Source organism: Bifidobacterium scardovii JCM 12489 = DSM 13734 (assembly GCF_001042635.1).
Taxonomy (GTDB): Bacteria; Actinomycetota; Actinomycetes; order Actinomycetales; family Bifidobacteriaceae; genus Bifidobacterium; species Bifidobacterium scardovii.
Map to the genome: position 1 here is coordinate 902,156 of NZ_AP012331.1, position 15,219 is coordinate 917,374.

Sequence of the window (15,219 nt, forward strand, 5' to 3'; positions counted from 1 at the left end):
CGGACCAAGCATTATAAGCGTTTTTCCGGGAAAAGAACAGTCTTGTTCTTCATGAAATTAGTCAATACCGTGGCTAGTGCATAGCCATGAATCACGGCGCAGTCGCGCATGCCAATCGCCATGGACGGCGGAGAAAAGGGAACACAATGACGGATACCGGTCCGGCCGCGGAACAATCGGCGGCGAACAAGAAGAGCAAAACCAAACAGCGATCCTCGATCGCGCAACTGCTGGACTACGCCGGTCCATACAAGGCGCTGACCATATTCGGCTGCGTGCTGTCCGCGGTGCATGCGGTGCTGGACATGCTGGTGCTCATCTGCATCTGGTTCGTGGTGCGCGACCTGCTGGCCGTGGCCCCAGACTGGAGCCGCGCGGTCAACATCGGCCGTTACGCCTGGTGGGCCATGGGCTTCGCTGCCGCGGCGCTCGTCATCTACTTCTTCGCTCTGGCGTGCACCCACCTGAGCGCGTTCCGCACCACCTCGAACATCCGCAAGGCCTGCATGCGCCATGTGATGAGCCTGCCGCTCGGCTGGTTCGATTCGCACCCCAGCGGCGAGACGCGCCGCATCATCGACGGGTCGGTTGAGGAGACGCACGCCGTGATGGCGCACCGCCTGCCGGATTTGGCCGGCGCGATCACCACGCCGGTGGCGTTCATCATCGTCTCCTTCGTCTTCGACTGGCGCACGGGCATCGCCTGCATCATCCCGACCATCCTCTCGGCCGTGCTCATGGGCATCATGATGGGCACCGGCGCCGGCGCGAACTTCATGGGCCGCTACCAGAAGGCGCTCGACACCATGAACAAGTCGGCCGTCGAATACGTGCGCGGCATCCCCGTGGTCAAGACCTTCCAGCAGACCGTGTACTCCTTCCGCGTGTTCAACCAGACCATCAACGAATACCGGCAGATGGCGTTCCGCTACTCGAAGTTCTGCCAGCCGGCGCAGGTCGCGCAGCTGGTGGCCATCAACGGCACCTTCGCCCTGCTGGTGCCCCTGTCGATCATCATCGCCTCGAACACCGGCGATTTCCGCGGATTCCTGGCCGACTTCCTGTTCTACTGCCTGTTCAGCACCATCACGGTGCCGATGATGACCAAGGTCATGTACTCCGCGCAGTCCTTCATGGAGGCGGACGACGCGATGCGCCGCCTGAACGGCATCCTCTCCGCCAAGCCGCTGCCGCAGCCCGACGCCGCGCACGCCTGCGAGCCTCAGGACAACAGCGTGGAATTCCGTGACGTGACCTTCGCCTACGAGGGAGCGGAGCAGCCCGCGCTCAACCACTTGAGCTTCACCGTGCCGCAGGGCTCCACCGTGGCGCTGGTCGGCCCCTCGGGCTCCGGCAAGACCACGGCCGCCAGCCTGGTGCCCCGGTTCTGGGACCCGCAATCCGGATCGGTGCTGATCGGCGGCGCGGACGTGCGCGCCATCCCCGAATCCGAACTCATGAAGCATGTCGCGTTCGTCTTCCAGAACGACCATCTGTTCGCCGAGTCGCTGATGGACAACATCCGCCACGCCCGGCCAGAAGCCACCCGCGAGGAGGTGCTGGCCGCGGCCCACGCCGCGCAATGCGACGACATCATCGCCAAATTCCCAGACGGGTTGGACACGATGATCGGCACCGGCGGCGTGTACCTGTCCGGCGGCGAGGCGCAGCGCATTGCCCTGGCCCGGGCCATCTGCAAGGACGCGCCGATCATCGTGCTCGACGAGGCCACCGCATTCGCCGACCCGGACAACGAGGTGCGCATCCAGAAGGCCTTCGAGCATCTGGCGCAGGGCCGTACCGTGCTGATGATCGCCCACCGCCTCACCACCGTGCGCGACGCAGACAGCATCATCGTGCTCGACCACGGCCAAGTGGCCCAGCAGGGCACCCACGACCAGTTGGTCGCCGCTGGCGGGCTGTACGCGCGCATGTGGCGCGACTATGAGACCTCGGTGACCTGGACCGTCGCGGCGAGCGACGGCGCGAATGACGGCGCGAACGACAACGCCGATGCCACGGACGCCGATGACGAAAACAGCAAGGAGGCGCAGCGATGAGCACGCGCGACACGAATACCGCTACCGCTGCGGCACGCTCGAATCAATCGGCGGGCACCGCCGTCGACAGGTCCGTCGACGAGGCGATCGCAGCCGCCGCGGCGAACGGCGCCGATGCGGCGGTACCGACCATCAGCTACCGCCAATTGGTCGGCAAGCCCGCGAAGCCGGGCAGTTTCCGCGACCGCTTCGCTCTGACCGAAACCGGGGTCAAGGCGCTGGTCTCCGGTGCCATCGCCTGCGCGATCGGCAACTTCAGCCTGATGCTGCCCATGGGCGTGATCTATCTGGCCGTGATCCACTACGTTGGCCATCTGGACGACCCCAGTGCGCCATTGCCTGAATTCTGGCCGTTCGTGGCCATGAGCGTGACGGTGCTCGTCGTCATGTTCCTCGCGCAGTGGTGGCAGTACGATTCCACCTACAACGAGATCTACGGCGAATCCGCGCGCACCAGACTGGCCTTGGCCGAAAAGCTGCGCATGCTGCCGATGTCGTTCTTCTCCCGGCGCAGCATCGCGGACCTGACCACCGCCGTGCTCGCCGACTGCGCCTCGCTGGAGCTGCTGTTCTCGCACGTCATGCCGGAGCTGTTCGGCGCCACGATCTCCACCACCGTGGTGGCGGTCGTCATGTTCGTCTACGACTGGCGCATGGCGCTGGCCATGGTCTGGGTGCTGCCCATCGCCGTGATCCTGCTGCTGCTCAGCCGCAAACTGCAGCAGTCCCTGACCCGCGCCTTCACCAAAGCGCGCCTGTCCGTGGCCTCCGGCATCCAGGAAAGCCTGGAATGCGCGGCCCAGCTGCGCGCGAGCGGCCAGACGGACCGCTACCTCGACGGGCTGGATCGCAGGATCGACGCCGCCGAACGCGCGCAGATCCGCAGCGAGCTGATTCCCGGAACCATCGTTTCCGGCGCGCAGATCCTGCTCACCGTCGGCAAGGCCTCGATCATCCTGGTCGGCGCGCAGCTCGTCGCCGCCGGCGAGACCGACTTCGTGACCTACGTGATGTTCCTGCTGTGCGCGGCCCTGATCTACGCTCCCATCGCCGTGATCTTCGAATCGATCGCCGAGCTCATGGGTGTGGGCACGCACGCCGCCCGCCTGCGCGAAATCCACCGCGAACCGGCGCAGCAGGGCGCCGAACGCTTCGAGCCGAATGGCCACGACGTCGCTTTCGAGCACGTCACGTTCTCCTATGCGGGCGATGCGGATGGTTCGGGCAAGGTCGGCGCGGACGCCGCCGGTGCAGGCGGCAACAAGGAGACCGTGCTGTCCGACGTGTCGTTCACCGCCCGTCAGGGCGAGGTCACCGCGCTCGTCGGCCCCTCCGGCGGCGGCAAGTCCACGGTGACGAAGCTCGCCGCGCGCTTCTGGGACGCCGATGCCGGCACGGTCACGGTCGGCGGCGTGGACGTGTCCGGCGTGGCGCCGGAGACCCTGCTCGCCGACTACGCGATCGTCTTCCAGGATGTGGTGCTGTTCAACGACACGATCCGCGAGAATATCCGGCTGGGCCGCCGCGGTGCCAGCGACGCCGAGGTGCTCGCCGCCGCGCGGGCCGCGAACTGCGACGAATTCGTCTCGCTGTTGCCCGGCGGATACGACACGGTCATCGGCGAGAACGGCTCGACGCTGTCCGGCGGCGAACGCCAGCGCATCTCCATCGCCCGCGCGCTGCTCAAGGACGCGCCGATCGTGCTGCTGGACGAGGCCACCGCCTCGCTGGACGTGGAGAACGAGACCAAGGTGCAGGGTGCGCTCTCCCGCCTGCTGCGGGGCAAGACCGTGCTGGTCATCGCCCACCGCATGCGCACGGTGATGAACGCCGACAAGATCGTGGTGCTCGACGGCGGCCGCGTCGTGGAGGAGGGCTCGCCGGCCCGGCTCATCGCCGCCGGCGGCGAATTCGCCCACATGGTCGCCCTCCAGTCCGACGCCCAGTCCTGGAGCCTGCACAAGCAGTGAACCCAATCAAGAGAACCATGGAAAGAAGCAACGGATGACCCGGCCATCAACCTCAACAACTCCAACCGCATCCCGGCCGGCCGCGCCCAGGCGCAGCCTTGGCCTCAGGCCGAAGGACTGGATCTCCGTCGGCGTGTACGCCGTGCTGTACATCGTGCTGATCTATGCCTGCGGCATGCTGGGATACGTGCCGTTCATCTACCCGTTCTGCGGGTTCCTGTACGGCATCGTGTGCCAGACGCCGGTGCTGCTGCTGGCGCTGAAGGTCAGGCATTTCGGCGCGCTGACCGTGCTCGGCCTGCTGACCGGCGCGATCGCCGGATTCGGCCTGCCGGTGATGATCCTCGTGGGGCTGGCCGTGGGATTCGTCGCCGATCTCGTGGCGCTGAGCGGGCGGTACGTGGGCAGGATCCAGCTGGTCCTGGCCTGCGGCGTGTTCAACCTGATGTTCTATTCCGGGTACGCGATGTTCTTCTTCAACCGCAACTCCACGATGGCGATGATCGCCAAGAGCTACGGGCAGGACTACGTGGACCAGGTGTCCGCGCTGCTGCCGCAATGGTATGCCTACGTGATGCCGGTCGGCCTGTTCGTGGCCGGGTGCGTCGGCGCGCTGATCGCCCTGCGGCTGATGCGCAAGCACTTCGAGCGTGCCGGCCTGGTCTGATCCGATGGCTGGAACACGACCCGAACCCGCGGCCGGCACGGCCATCGGCGTCCAGCCGTACCGGGGCTGGCTGCGCTGCGATCCGCGCACCAAGATCGCGCTGGTGTTCACCGTCGGCTGTTTCTGCGTGACGCTGATGGGCGGCGACTCGCCTTCGGTGTATGTGATGCGGTTGCTGCTCTCCTTGACGCCGATCCCGTTGCTGCTGCTGACCCGGCATATCGGGGCCGGCGTCGGCTATACGCTGTGCGTGGTCGGATTCACCGTGCTCGCGCGATTCGTCCTGCCGTTGCTGACCGGTGCGGTCAGTTGGCTGCTCTATGCCAGCATCGGCATGATGACGCAGATCCTGCCCGGTGCGATGGTCGCCTACTGGATGCTGGCCACCACCACGGCCAGCGAGCTGATCGCCTCCCTGCAGCGCATGCACGTGCCCTTGGCCGTCACCGTGCCGATCGCCGTGATGTTCCGGTTCTTCCCGGTGGTGGTGGACGAGCAGCGTTCGATCAACGACGCGATGCGCATGCGCGGCGTGCGGTTCGGCGGGGGCAAGGTGTCGCAGATGCTCGAATACCGCGTGGTGCCGCTGATGACCAACTCGGTGCGCATCGCCGACGAACTGACCCAGTCCGCGCTGACCCGGGGGCTGGGGTATGCCGATCGGCGAACCAGCATCGCGCGCATCGGCTTCCATGCGCCCGACGCGGTGCTGCTGGCCCTGTGCGCGGCGTGCTTCGTGGTCTGGGGCCTGAGTGCGGTTGGAGTGCTGCCATGAGCATGATTCAATTCAAGGACGTGACCTTCGCCTACGGCAGCGTCGGCGACGGGACCGGGAATGATAGCGGCAACGGCGGCGATGCCGGCGTCCCGACCACGTCAGGAGTAAGCCATCTCGACCTCATCGTGGAACCGGGCCAGACCGTGCTGCTGTGCGGCGATTCGGGATGCGGCAAAACCACGGTGACCAGACTGATCAACGGACTGATCCCGCATTATTTCGAAGGCGCCTTGTCCGGGCGGGTGGCAGTGGACGGGCTCGACATCGCGGCCACCGAGCTGGCGGAGATCGGCCGGCATGTCGGCTCGGTGTTCCAGAACCCCAAAAGCCAGTTCTTCACCCTTGACGTGACCGGGGAGCTGGCCTTCGGCTGCGAGAACTTCGTCATGCCTCCCGACGAGATCCGCGCCGACATCGCCCGCGAGGCCGGCCGGTTCGGCATCGAGCGGCTGCTGGGCCGCCCGCTCGCCGACCTGTCCGGCGGGCAGAAGCAGAAGGTCGCCTGCTCATCCGTGTGCACGGCCGGGCCCAATGTGCTCGTTTTCGACGAGCCGTCCAGCAATCTCGACGCCAGGGCCATCGGCGAGCTCGCCAAGGCCATCGGCCTGCTCAAGGCGCAGGGCAAGACCATCGTGATCGCCGAACACCGGCTGTACTGGCTGGCCGGTCTGGTGGACCGGGTGTACTACATGCACGAGGGCCGCATCGAACGGGAAATGAACGCCGAGCAGTTCCGGTCCTTGCCCGATGCGGAACGGCTGGAGATGGGGCTGCGGCCGGTGAGCGTCGAACAGATCGCGGCCGGAGGCCCTCCGGCATCCGTCTCGCCGGACCCGTCGCCGAGCGGGGGCGGGCGATACGCCGTGTCCGGGTTCCGGTACCGATACCGCCATCAGCGCCGTGACGCACTGGACATCGACCGGACCGCATTCCCGGCCGGCCGGGCCACGGCCATAACCGGGTTCAACGGCGCCGGAAAATCCACGTTCGTGCGATGCCTGCAAGGGCTGGACCGGCGTTGCGGAGGCGACCTGATCACGCCGGATGGCACGCGGCTGAATCGCAAAGCCCGCTTGGGAGACTGCTTCACCGTGATGCAGGACGTCAACTGCGAGCTGTTCGCCGAATCGGTGTTGGACGAAATCGAACTCGCGCAGCCGGTCGAAGACCGGGACGCCGCGCTGGCCATGCTGCGTCGGCTCGATTTGGAGCAATTCGCCGACCGGCATCCGCTGTCCCTGTCCGGCGGCCAGAAGCAGCGCGTCGCCATCGCCGCCGCGCTGGCCTCCGAACGGCGCATCGTCATTCTGGACGAGCCGACCAGCGGACTCGACCTGCGCCATATGCGGCAGGTCGCGGATCTGGTGCGTTCCCTGGCCGCCGCGGGGCGCACCGTCGTCATCGTCACCCATGATCCGGAATTCGCGATCGCCTCCTGCGATTTCGACATCACCATGGATGCCGGTCGCGTCGTGGACGCCTACGATTTGGATGCCGGCGGCCGTGCGCGGCTTGCAGGCCGGCTGACGGCCCGGTGATGGCCTCGTGACGGCCGGCGACGGCTCCTGACGGCGGCCGTTTCGGGCACGATTGTTCAGAGGATGCGAGTTGTCGGTGCGCGGGGTCGGAGACTCGCTGTTGCCGGTGTTGGCATCAAGCCGTTTTGGTGATGCGATGATGATGCGAAACCGCTTTTGCTACTGGGGCGCGCACCGACAACTCGAGGGTAGGGCTCATTCGGGGTGCTCGGCCATGGGATGAAGCGGCGAATGGCGGCCGTGGCGGGTGCGGCGAACCTTGAGGGTTCGTCTGCGCGGACCGTGGGGCTGCTGCCGGCCGGCGCGCTACGCGCGGTAGAAGTATCCGGTCGGTGCGGCGTCGGCCGCGGTGATGGCCGTCACCTGCAGGATGGGGCCCTGCGTCTCGTGCCCCGGGGTGCCCGACGACCCCCATGCGATCGTGGCGTCGACGGTGATCCAGTCGTGGTCGTGCGGGGATATGGCGCCCGCCGTCTTGCCGGTGCGGGCGCTTGATGCCTCGTGCACGGTGAATCCGAACGGCGTCATATCGAGGATGCAGCAGGACATGAACTGGCGGGACAGCACGAATTCGCCCGTGCCGAGGGTGGATGGCTGGTAGGCGAATCCGGTCAGGTGCACGCGGTATCCCTCGTATTTCCGGGCGTTGTGGTCGATATGCTCATACCACGAGCCGAATTCGTCGTCGCTGATCGTGATCGTCCGGCGGCGCTCGTCAAGCCCGTGCAGGTGCTTCGCGCCATCGGGGCCGAGAATATCCCGCCGGATCGCGATGGCCCGGCCACCGGCGTACTGGTCGAAGCCGGTACTGCCTCCCGATGGCTGGAACGGCACGGTGATGATCAGCGCCGGCACGATCAGCGCGACCAGCAACCGGAACGAGGATCGAGCCGTCGCATGGAACAGGCCGCACCACGCCGCCACGGCGATCGGAACCAGCGCCACGGCGGCGGCGATCAGATAGGGGAGCGCGCGGGGTGTGGTCAGCGTGGTGTATGAACCGCTGGCCACCGCATGGATGATCGCCGCATCGAGCGCGACCAGGCACAGCGCTTCGATACGGTCGGCGACGGTGGCATGCGGCGGAATGGCATGCGGCGGGGCGGCGTGCGTGGTGACGGCGTGCGGCATGATGTCGTGTGGTGAGGAGTCGTGCGGCATGGTCATGCTCCCATCCAGAGGACCAGCGGGGATGCGGCCAGCATGACGGCGGCGCACGAGACGGCGATGGTCGCGGCCAGCCGCACGGCGAAGCGGGGCCGGCACTCGCCGGCCAGCATCAGGGTGTTCTTCAGATCAAGCATCGGGCCGAACACCAGAAACGCGAGGATCGCCGTCATGGGGAACGCCGAGGACAGCCCCGCGGCAATCACCGCGTCGGAGGAGGAACACATCGAGCATAGGAAGGCCAGCCCCATTGCGGCGGCGATCGCGATCACGGCGGCGAGCGCCGCCGCGCCGAAGCCGGATGCGGAGGCGACGTCGCCAAGCAGCGAGCCCTGCCCGCTTCCCGCAGCGCTTCCGGCGGAGGCGGTTGCGGAAGGCATGGCCGTGCGCACGATCGCGGCCGTGAACGATCCGAACAGCATGATCGGCATCAGGCGCATGAAATCGTGGTGCGTGTAGCGCAGATACCGCGTGAGGGTGTGAAGCGCGCCGCCGCGGGATTGGTCCGGTTGGCCCGGTTCGGTGGCCTGCGGGGCGCAGCCGCATGAGAGGCCGTGTGCGCAGTCGCACGGGGATGCGCCGCACGGATCGCCGGCGTCTTCGCCGCGGTGGCCGCGAAACGTCCAGGACCGCTCCCGCATGGGCGCATCCTTGGGCGGCCAGCACGCGAAGGACGCGCCGGCCGCCAGCGCCGCGAGTATGCCCAGCATCACGCGCGCCGCCACCACCCAGGGCCGGTCGGAGAACGCGAACCATGTCGACCAGATCGCCACCGGGTTCATCACCGGCACGGCGCACAGGAAGGTCACCGCGCAGGGCAGGGGCAGCCGCTTGCGTACCAGATTCGCGAAGGTCGGCACCACCATGCAGTCGCAGACCGGCAGGCACAGCCCGGCGACCAGTGCCATGCCCAGACCCGAAGCCAGTGACCGCGGCGCATGCCGTTCGATGAAGCTTTCGTTGGCCCACACGCGCACCGCCGCGGCCATCATCGCGCCGAACAGGGTGAAGGGGATGGTCTGCAGCAGCAATCCGGCCGCTCCGGTGCCGATGCGCACCAGCGGGATCGGCAGTCCGCGCGCCTCGAACATCGCGGAGGACGCGATGAGCAGGGCGATCAGGGGCGTGCCGGCGATCAGGAACAGATAGTGCGCCGATTGGTCGCGGGTGGCGGCATTGCGGATGGCGGCATTGGCCTGAGGCGATGGCGTCGTGTTCGGTGTTGCTGACATGCAGGCTCCTTGCGCCGGGGTGCGGGCATGATGCCGGCCCGGCAAGCCACATGCTATCACAGCGATAATGGTTCCCGATACAAAAATGTTCCCCGCCGTGAATGACGGGGAACATCGGGGCTTCGAGCCGGGGTCCGGTCCGGCCCGAGGGGCGGCTCAGTGCGCCAGCATCTCGGTGGCGACCTCCTCCTTGCCCATCGAGGCGGGGTAGTAGGTCGGCCAGTTGTCCATCTCCTTGAGCGTCTCCTCCTGCGAATCGTCACCCATGAAGATGTGGAAGTGCGCCGCCTTGGACGGGGCGATGCCGTGGTCGGAGAACTGCACGATCTTCGGCGCCCCCTCGGGCACGTCGCCGGTGGCGGTGAACAGGTAGCGCACGCCGCGGTTGCCCTTGGCGTAGTCGAGGACCTTGTATCCGTCGTAGCGGTAGGTCGCCGTGGCGGTCTTGCCGTTGCGCGTGAAGCTCATCGTGTCGCCGCTGATGGCGATCTTCTCCACATCGGTGCGGTAGCCGGTGTCGTAGTACTTCTTGTATTCCGCCGCGCTCATGCCGCCCTTCTTGGCCTTCGCCTCCATCACGGCGTCGAGCGTGCCGTCCTTGAGCAGCGGGTACACGGACTGCCATTCGCCCTCGTAGTCGGAGAGCGAGCGGTCCTTGACGTCCTGCGTCAGGAAGAAGCCGTTCGTGGTGTCGGTCGCCAGCGTCTGGTTCGCGATCAGCGTCAGCCATCCCAGCAGCGTGGTCTGGTTCTCCGGCAGCTGTTCGGTGGCGGAGATGATCGTCTTGTGGCTGGCCTTCGCGGCGTCGTCGAGCTTTTCGGCGAAGCCGCTCATCTCCTGCGGATTGACGACGAGGATGTCCACGTCGTCGCCCGAGACGGTGGCGAGCGCGTTCTTCAGGTCGGCCGCTGACGGCTCGGCCTCGTTGTTCATCGCGTTCGTGTAGGCGGCCGGGGTCTTGTCGACCGCGCCGATGTACTCCAGCAGGTAGGTGACGATCGATTCGGTGGCCACATACCGGCGGGTGACGCCCGCGGCGCGTCCCTTGTTCACCAGCGTGACGAAATCGGCGTACCGGCCGTTCCACTCGTTGAACCGCCGCTGCGCGGTGGCCGCGGTGGCCGAGCCGTCGCCGGCGCGTTTGGCATAGGCCGCGTTGATCGCCTCGGCGGCCTTCAGCACGGCGTCCGGGCTGAACCACAGATGCGGGTTCGTGGAGCCGTGGTGGTGATGGTGGGCGTGCGAGTCGCCGGCCTCGCCATCCGCGTCGTCGTGGCTGTGGGAGTGCTCGTCGGTGGCGGTGATGCCCATCAGGTCGCCCACGTTCACGATCGACTGCCGCGACTTGTCGAGCTGCGCCTTTTCGGCCCAGCCGTCGTATCCGGCGCCGTTGAGCACCACGATGTCGGCCTTGGCGAGCTTCGCCAGATCCGCGGCGGTGGCCTCGTAGTCGTGCGGGTCGGCGGAGGTCGAGTTGATCAGCGAGGTCACCTCGGCGCACGAGCCGATGAGCTCCTGGGCGAGTGATCCCCATTGATTGACCGAGGCGACCACGGTGAACGTCGTGTCGCAGCTGTCCTTGTCCGTGCTCGCCGCGGGTACCATGGCGCCGCCGGAGGCGTTGGGCTGCGCGTGGCCCGGGCGCAGGAAGGTGAAGGCGCCGAGGATCAGGCCGGACAGCAGCGCGCCGACGACGAACGCGACGGCGATGCTGAGGACGGCGGTGCGCCGGGTGTTGCCGTGCGGCGCCGCTGCGGCGGCCGGCGATGGTCCGGTTGCGGGGACGGCCGTGGTGGAATCGGAGTGGGGGCTGGTGTGTGGTGCGGTCATGCTCTGGTTTTCTACGTGTCGTATGGATGTCGGATGTCGTGTATGGGTGGTTCTTGCGCCGGCGGATGGCCGTTGGGTCGGCGCCCGGCGGTATCTCGGCGGTGTTCCGGTCGTCCCCGATCGGAGATGGCCGGAAACGACCGGGAACGGATCAGGGCTTCACGTAGCCCTTGCGCACGGCGGCCGCCAGGTACTGCGGTACCTGCACGGTCTGTCCGTCCGGCGTGCGCACCGTGGACAGCTGCGGCGCCTTGGCCTTCCAGTTGGCCCGCCGCGCGTGCGTGTTCGCCCGTGATGTTCTGACTTTGGGCAGCGCCATCAGCCTTGCCTCGCTTTCCAGTGGGGGTTCTTCTTGTTGATCACGTACAGGTGGCCGCGCCGGCGCACGACGTATGAGCCGTCCTTGCGCGCCAGCGAGCGGATCGATGCCTTGACCTTCATGGTGTCCTTTGTGTTCCTTTCGGGCTATTTCCTGCCGTAGCGGGCGTTGAACTTCTGCACCTGCCCGGCGGAGTCGACCACGCGGCTCTTGCCGGTGTAGAACGGGTGGCTGCAGGCCGACACCTCCACGTCGACCAGCGGGTAGGTGTTGCCGTCCTCCCATTCGATGGTCGGCAGGCTCGAGGCCTTGGCCGCCAGCGTCGAGCGCGTGAGGAACGCCTTGCCGGCCGAGCGGTCGCGGAAGACCACATAGCCGTAGCTTGGATGGATGTCTGGTTTCATGTTGTTGTCCTTGTCGTTCGTGTGCTATTCGTTGTCGTTCCGATAGGCCGGTCGGCCGCTGGCGGTCACCAGCTGGACTTCACGACTCCGGGCAGTTCGCCCTTGTGCGCCTTCTCGCGCAGGTTGATGCGCGACAGGCCGAATTTGCGGTTGTAGGCGCGCGGCCGCCCGTCGATCGAATCGCGGTTGCGCAGCCTGGTCGGGCTGGCGTCGCGGGGGAGCGCCTGCAGCTTGCGCATCGCCTCCGCCCGCGCGTCGGCCGGCAGATGCGGATTGACGCTGTCCCGCTTGTATTGCGCGCGGCGCTCGGCGTATTTGGCGACGATGCGTTCGCGCAGCAGCTGCTTGTTGATTTTGCTGGTTTTGGCCACAATGGCCTCCTTGGGAATGTTGGTGGATGATGATCGCCCGACGGCGCCCGATAAGGGGCGCGCGGCGCGCGTGCGGCGGATGGCCGATAGGAGAAACCGCGGGCGATGCCGGGAACGGCGATCCGCCGCCGGCGCGGCCGCGTTGCATGTGCCGCCGGGCGAAGTGTGATTCGGCGCGTCTGATTCAGCGCGTCTCGCGGAAGATCACGCGCTTTCGCACGACCGGGTCGAACTTCGTCAGCTCGAGGCGGTCCGGCGTGTTGCGCCGGTTTTTGGTGGTGGTGTAGGTGAATCCGGTGCCGGCCGTGGATTTGAGGGTGATCACCGGGCGGATGTCCGCCGATTTGCTTGCCATGACAGTCCTTTATGTGTGCTCGCCGCGGCCGATGTGGCCGCTTGCGTATGTGGTCGCCGCGCCGGGCGTGGCGTGGCGGTTTCGGTTTCCGATGCGCTCAGCCGTTGCGCGCGATGCGCGCCAGCGCCGCCTCGATGCCGATGCGGTCGACGGTCTTGAGCCCCTTCGTGCTGAGCGTCAGCGTGACGTGGCGCTGGAGCGACGGCACCCAGTACCTCTTGGACTGCAGGTTCGGGCTGAAGGTTCGGCGTGTTTTCTTGTGCGAGTGGGATATGCGGTTGCCTCTCGAGGCGCGCTTGCCCAGCATTTGACATTGTTTGGTCATGCCGCCAATATAGCATAATGAGAATCATTATCAAATCAGAGAGGTTGTTATGACTCGTTCGGTACTGCAATCACGGGGAAACGCGGAGGTCGGCATGGCGGTGACGCTGCTCACCGGGGTCGATCGGCTCAGCATGGACGCGGTCGCGTTCTCGCTGGTCGACTCCTGCCCGTCCGTCTGCTCCATCACCTACGACGTGCGCCGCGACGACGACGCCGAGTCGGGGCTCGACGTCGTCTGGCGCATGGATGAGCCGATGGAGGGTGGCGCCATGTTCGGCACGTCCGATTCCTTCGCCCTGCAGGATTGCTGCCTGAGCTGCGAGGTCAAGCACCATGCCGCCCGGCTGCTCGAATCGGTGGCCGGGCGGGTCGACTCGGTGCTGATCTCGCTGCCGATCGGCGTCGAGGCCACGCCGGTCGCGCAGTATCTGGACGATCTGTTCCGGCTCGACGACTGGGGCGAGGGGTCCCGAGTCGCGGCCATCGCCGATGCGGTCGGTCTGGACGAGTTCGAGGAGCGTTTCTTCGACGACGACCTGCTGTGCCTGTGCGGCGTCGGCGCCGACGATTCCCTGTTCGACGAGCGCTCCACCGGCGCGGTGGTCTCCCGTCTGATCCGCGAGGCGTCGCATGTGCTGGAGCTGCCGGTGGTCGGCAGCGGGTGCCTGGCCCGTCACGTCGACGCGCTTGGCGAATGCGCGTGCCGCGACATCATCCGCGCCATCGCCAAGCGCGGCGCGGTGGTGCATGAGGATGCGCACGACGTTTCGCTGCAGTTGCTCTGCTCGCGGGACCATGCGGTGAGCCTGCTGTAGAGGGAGCCGCGCCTGTTGTGCCGGGGTGCCCGGCGCTGCGAAGGAACGCGAAACGCCGATTGGTAAAGATAATGAAAATGAGTCTCATTACGGTGTATAGTGACTCATGGTCGGCAAGGGGGACGTGGTTTGGGGGCGTAAGCGCCGCCGGCCGCATGTTCCGGCACCGATGCCGATGACACAAGCAGAGGATATGAAAGCGTATAGGTCATGAATAACATGCATGGTTCCATCCGTTCCGCATTCACGCGCATCGCGGCTCTCGCGGTGGCCGGCGTGGCGGCGATCTCGCTCGCCGCCTGCGGCTCCACGAGCGGCGCGAGCAATGGTTCGTCGAGCGATTCCGGTTCCGCGGCGAGCGGCAAGATCGAAGTCGTCGCGTCCATCAACCAGTGGGGATCGGTCGCCAAGGACTTGGGCGGCGACCACGTCGACGTCACCAGCATCATGAGCAACACCAACGTCGAGGCGCACGACTACGAGCCGACCAGCCAGGACGTCGCCAAGTTCGGCAGCGCCAAGGTCGCCGTGGTGAACGGCGCCGACTACGACCCGTGGGCCAGCAAGGCGGCCAAGTCCACCAAGGCCACGCTGATCGACGCGGCCGAGACCGCCGGCAAGAAGGAGGGCGACAACCCGCACGTCTGGTTCTCCGCCGCCGTGCGCAACTCCACCGCCGACGCGATCACCGCCGCCTACCAGAAAGCCGATCCGAGCAACAAGGACGACTACGAGAAGCTCAACAAGACCTGGCACGAGCAGGAGCAGAAGCTGGAGGACGCGATCAAGCAGGCCTCCGCGAAGACCAAGGGGCTGCCGTACGCGGCCACCGAGTCCGTGGCCTGGTACCTCGCCGATGATCTGGGCATGACCGACGACACCCCGACCGGCTACGCCCAGGCCTCCGCCAACGAGAGCGAGCCGACCCCGGCCGACATCAAGGCCTTCCAGGACGCGCTCAAGGGCGGTTCGATCAAGATGCTCGTCTTCAACACGCAGGAGGCCAACGCCACCACCGATCAGATCACCGGTGCGGCCAAGGATGCCAACGTGCCGATCATCGAGCTCACCGAGCAGATGCCGAAGCAGTACTCGAACCTGCTCGAGTGGATGACCGCGCTGGTCGGCGAATTCGCCAAGGCCTGATGCGGTAGGTTCGCGGACATGGCAAAAGCCGCCGGACATCTTGTCCGGCGGCTTTTTCGTATTCGTCCCGCTGACTTACGGTCGTTGTGGAACTCCCGGGAAACTTGTAAGCCAGCAGGGATGCCGAGCACTGTGCTGACTTACAGTCTGCTCGGCGAACCAAAAAGACTGTATGCCAGCGGGGAGTGAGCGGGGAACCATGCGGGATTCGTGTGCTGACTTACGGTCGGGCAGCACCGT

Annotated in this window: 16 protein-coding genes; 7 read left to right on the forward strand and 9 right to left on the reverse strand. The window is 66.5% G+C overall.

The genetic code is table 11. The features are described from left to right. Positions 1-146 precede the first annotated feature (146 nt). From BBSC_RS03710 to BBSC_RS03730, 5 genes are read left to right on the forward strand one after another with little or no spacing between them, the layout of a single operon-like run. Positions 147-2,060 carry an ABC transporter ATP-binding protein gene (locus tag BBSC_RS03710; RefSeq protein WP_046726087.1) on the forward strand — a complete coding sequence of 638 codons (1,914 nt, stop codon included), beginning with the start codon at positions 147-149 and terminating at the stop codon, positions 2,058-2,060. Next, entirely contained in the window at positions 2,057-4,030 is a 1,974-nt protein-coding gene (locus tag BBSC_RS03715; RefSeq protein WP_144414405.1) for an ABC transporter ATP-binding protein, read from the forward strand. The genes BBSC_RS03710 and BBSC_RS03715 overlap by 4 nt, the downstream gene beginning before the upstream one ends. A 34-nt stretch (positions 4,031-4,064) precedes the next feature. Continuing rightward, on the forward strand, positions 4,065-4,697 hold the full coding sequence (locus BBSC_RS03720; RefSeq protein WP_081893045.1) for an MptD family putative ECF transporter S component: 633 nt from the start codon (positions 4,065-4,067) through the stop codon (positions 4,695-4,697). Positions 4,698-4,701: 4 nt separating this feature from the next. Next, a complete protein-coding gene (locus BBSC_RS03725; protein WP_051923258.1) occupies positions 4,702-5,472 on the forward strand; it encodes an energy-coupling factor transporter transmembrane component T in 771 nt (256 codons plus the stop codon). Further along, on the forward strand, positions 5,469-7,013 hold the full coding sequence (locus tag BBSC_RS03730) for an ABC transporter ATP-binding protein (protein ID WP_197074442.1): 1,545 nt from the start codon (positions 5,469-5,471) through the stop codon (positions 7,011-7,013). The genes BBSC_RS03725 and BBSC_RS03730 overlap by 4 nt, the downstream gene beginning before the upstream one ends. Positions 7,014-7,319: 306 nt before the next feature. Here BBSC_RS03730 and BBSC_RS03735 read toward each other — a convergent pair whose 3' ends face one another. The 9 genes from BBSC_RS03735 to rpmB form a co-directional block, all read right to left on the reverse strand. Then, positions 7,320-8,144 (reverse strand): TIGR03943 family putative permease subunit, encoded by an 825-nt coding sequence (locus tag BBSC_RS03735; protein ID WP_033518284.1) that lies wholly within the window; start codon positions 8,142-8,144, stop codon positions 7,320-7,322. Between the two features lie 32 nt (positions 8,145-8,176). Further along, positions 8,177-9,412, reverse strand: a complete 1,236-nt coding sequence (locus BBSC_RS03740) for a permease (RefSeq protein ID WP_046726086.1) — start codon at positions 9,410-9,412, stop codon at positions 8,177-8,179. A gap of 156 nt (positions 9,413-9,568) precedes the next feature. Further along, positions 9,569-11,242: a metal ABC transporter solute-binding protein, Zn/Mn family gene (locus BBSC_RS03745; protein WP_033518240.1), complete on the reverse strand. Its 1,674-nt coding sequence runs from the start codon at positions 11,240-11,242 to the stop codon at positions 9,569-9,571. A gap of 151 nt (positions 11,243-11,393) precedes the next feature. Then, positions 11,394-11,561: a 50S ribosomal protein L32 gene (gene rpmF / locus BBSC_RS03750; RefSeq protein WP_033518238.1), complete on the reverse strand. Its 168-nt coding sequence runs from the start codon at positions 11,559-11,561 to the stop codon at positions 11,394-11,396. Further along, positions 11,561-11,683, reverse strand: coding sequence for a 50S ribosomal protein L36 (gene rpmJ / locus BBSC_RS03755; RefSeq protein WP_033518237.1), 123 nt, complete (start codon positions 11,681-11,683; stop codon positions 11,561-11,563). Before rpmJ ends, rpmF begins: the two co-directional genes overlap by 1 nt. Before the next feature lie 24 nt (positions 11,684-11,707). Next, entirely contained in the window at positions 11,708-11,965 is a 258-nt protein-coding gene (locus tag BBSC_RS03760) for a type B 50S ribosomal protein L31 (RefSeq protein WP_033518235.1), read from the reverse strand. A gap of 65 nt (positions 11,966-12,030) precedes the next feature. After that, the gene (gene rpsN, locus BBSC_RS03765) at positions 12,031-12,336 is read right to left on the reverse strand and encodes a 30S ribosomal protein S14 (protein ID WP_033518234.1); all 306 of its coding nucleotides are present in this window, start codon (positions 12,334-12,336) and stop codon (positions 12,031-12,033) included. A 184-nt stretch (positions 12,337-12,520) separates the two neighbouring features. Beyond that, positions 12,521-12,691 (reverse strand): 50S ribosomal protein L33, encoded by a 171-nt coding sequence (gene rpmG / locus BBSC_RS03770; protein WP_033518232.1) that lies wholly within the window; start codon positions 12,689-12,691, stop codon positions 12,521-12,523. Between the two features lie 97 nt (positions 12,692-12,788). Beyond that, on the reverse strand, positions 12,789-13,016 hold the full coding sequence (gene rpmB / locus BBSC_RS03775; protein ID WP_046726085.1) for a 50S ribosomal protein L28: 228 nt from the start codon (positions 13,014-13,016) through the stop codon (positions 12,789-12,791). A gap of 49 nt (positions 13,017-13,065) precedes the next feature. Between rpmB and BBSC_RS03780 the strand changes: the two genes are divergently transcribed. Both BBSC_RS03780 and BBSC_RS03785 read left to right on the forward strand, forming a co-directional pair. Then, the gene (locus BBSC_RS03780) at positions 13,066-13,833 is read left to right on the forward strand and encodes a hypothetical protein (protein WP_046726084.1); all 768 of its coding nucleotides are present in this window, start codon (positions 13,066-13,068) and stop codon (positions 13,831-13,833) included. 210 nt (positions 13,834-14,043) lie between these two features. After that, positions 14,044-14,979 (forward strand): metal ABC transporter solute-binding protein, encoded by a 936-nt coding sequence (locus BBSC_RS03785; protein ID WP_231649038.1) that lies wholly within the window; start codon positions 14,044-14,046, stop codon positions 14,977-14,979. Positions 14,980-15,219: the final 240 nt, after the last annotated feature.

Excerpts from the sequence above, each read along its gene's own strand:
- BBSC_RS03760 (WP_033518235.1), bottom strand. The coding sequence starts at position 11,965 with ATGAAACCAGACATCCATCCAAGCTACGGCTATGTGGTCTTCCGCGAC.
- BBSC_RS03785 (WP_231649038.1), top strand. The coding sequence starts at position 14,044 with ATGAATAACATGCATGGTTCCATCCGTTCCGCATTCACGCGCATCGCG.
- BBSC_RS03710 (WP_046726087.1), top strand. The coding sequence starts at position 147 with ATGACGGATACCGGTCCGGCCGCGGAACAATCGGCGGCGAACAAGAAG.
- BBSC_RS03780 (WP_046726084.1), top strand. The coding sequence starts at position 13,066 with ATGACTCGTTCGGTACTGCAATCACGGGGAAACGCGGAGGTCGGCATG.
- rpmG (WP_033518232.1), bottom strand. The coding sequence starts at position 12,691 with ATGGCAAGCAAATCGGCGGACATCCGCCCGGTGATCACCCTCAAATCC.
- rpmJ (WP_033518237.1), bottom strand. The coding sequence starts at position 11,683 with ATGAAGGTCAAGGCATCGATCCGCTCGCTGGCGCGCAAGGACGGCTCA.
- BBSC_RS03725 (WP_051923258.1), top strand. The coding sequence starts at position 4,702 with ATGGCTGGAACACGACCCGAACCCGCGGCCGGCACGGCCATCGGCGTC.
- BBSC_RS03720 (WP_081893045.1), top strand. The coding sequence starts at position 4,065 with ATGACCCGGCCATCAACCTCAACAACTCCAACCGCATCCCGGCCGGCC.
- BBSC_RS03715 (WP_144414405.1), top strand. The coding sequence starts at position 2,057 with ATGAGCACGCGCGACACGAATACCGCTACCGCTGCGGCACGCTCGAAT.
- rpmB (WP_046726085.1), bottom strand. The coding sequence starts at position 13,016 with ATGACCAAACAATGTCAAATGCTGGGCAAGCGCGCCTCGAGAGGCAAC.
- BBSC_RS03740 (WP_046726086.1), bottom strand. The coding sequence starts at position 9,412 with ATGTCAGCAACACCGAACACGACGCCATCGCCTCAGGCCAATGCCGCC.
- BBSC_RS03745 (WP_033518240.1), bottom strand. The coding sequence starts at position 11,242 with ATGACCGCACCACACACCAGCCCCCACTCCGATTCCACCACGGCCGTC.
- BBSC_RS03735 (WP_033518284.1), bottom strand. The coding sequence starts at position 8,144 with ATGCCGCACGCCGTCACCACGCACGCCGCCCCGCCGCATGCCATTCCG.
- BBSC_RS03730 (WP_197074442.1), top strand. The coding sequence starts at position 5,469 with ATGAGCATGATTCAATTCAAGGACGTGACCTTCGCCTACGGCAGCGTC.
- rpmF (WP_033518238.1), bottom strand. The coding sequence starts at position 11,561 with ATGGCGCTGCCCAAAGTCAGAACATCACGGGCGAACACGCACGCGCGG.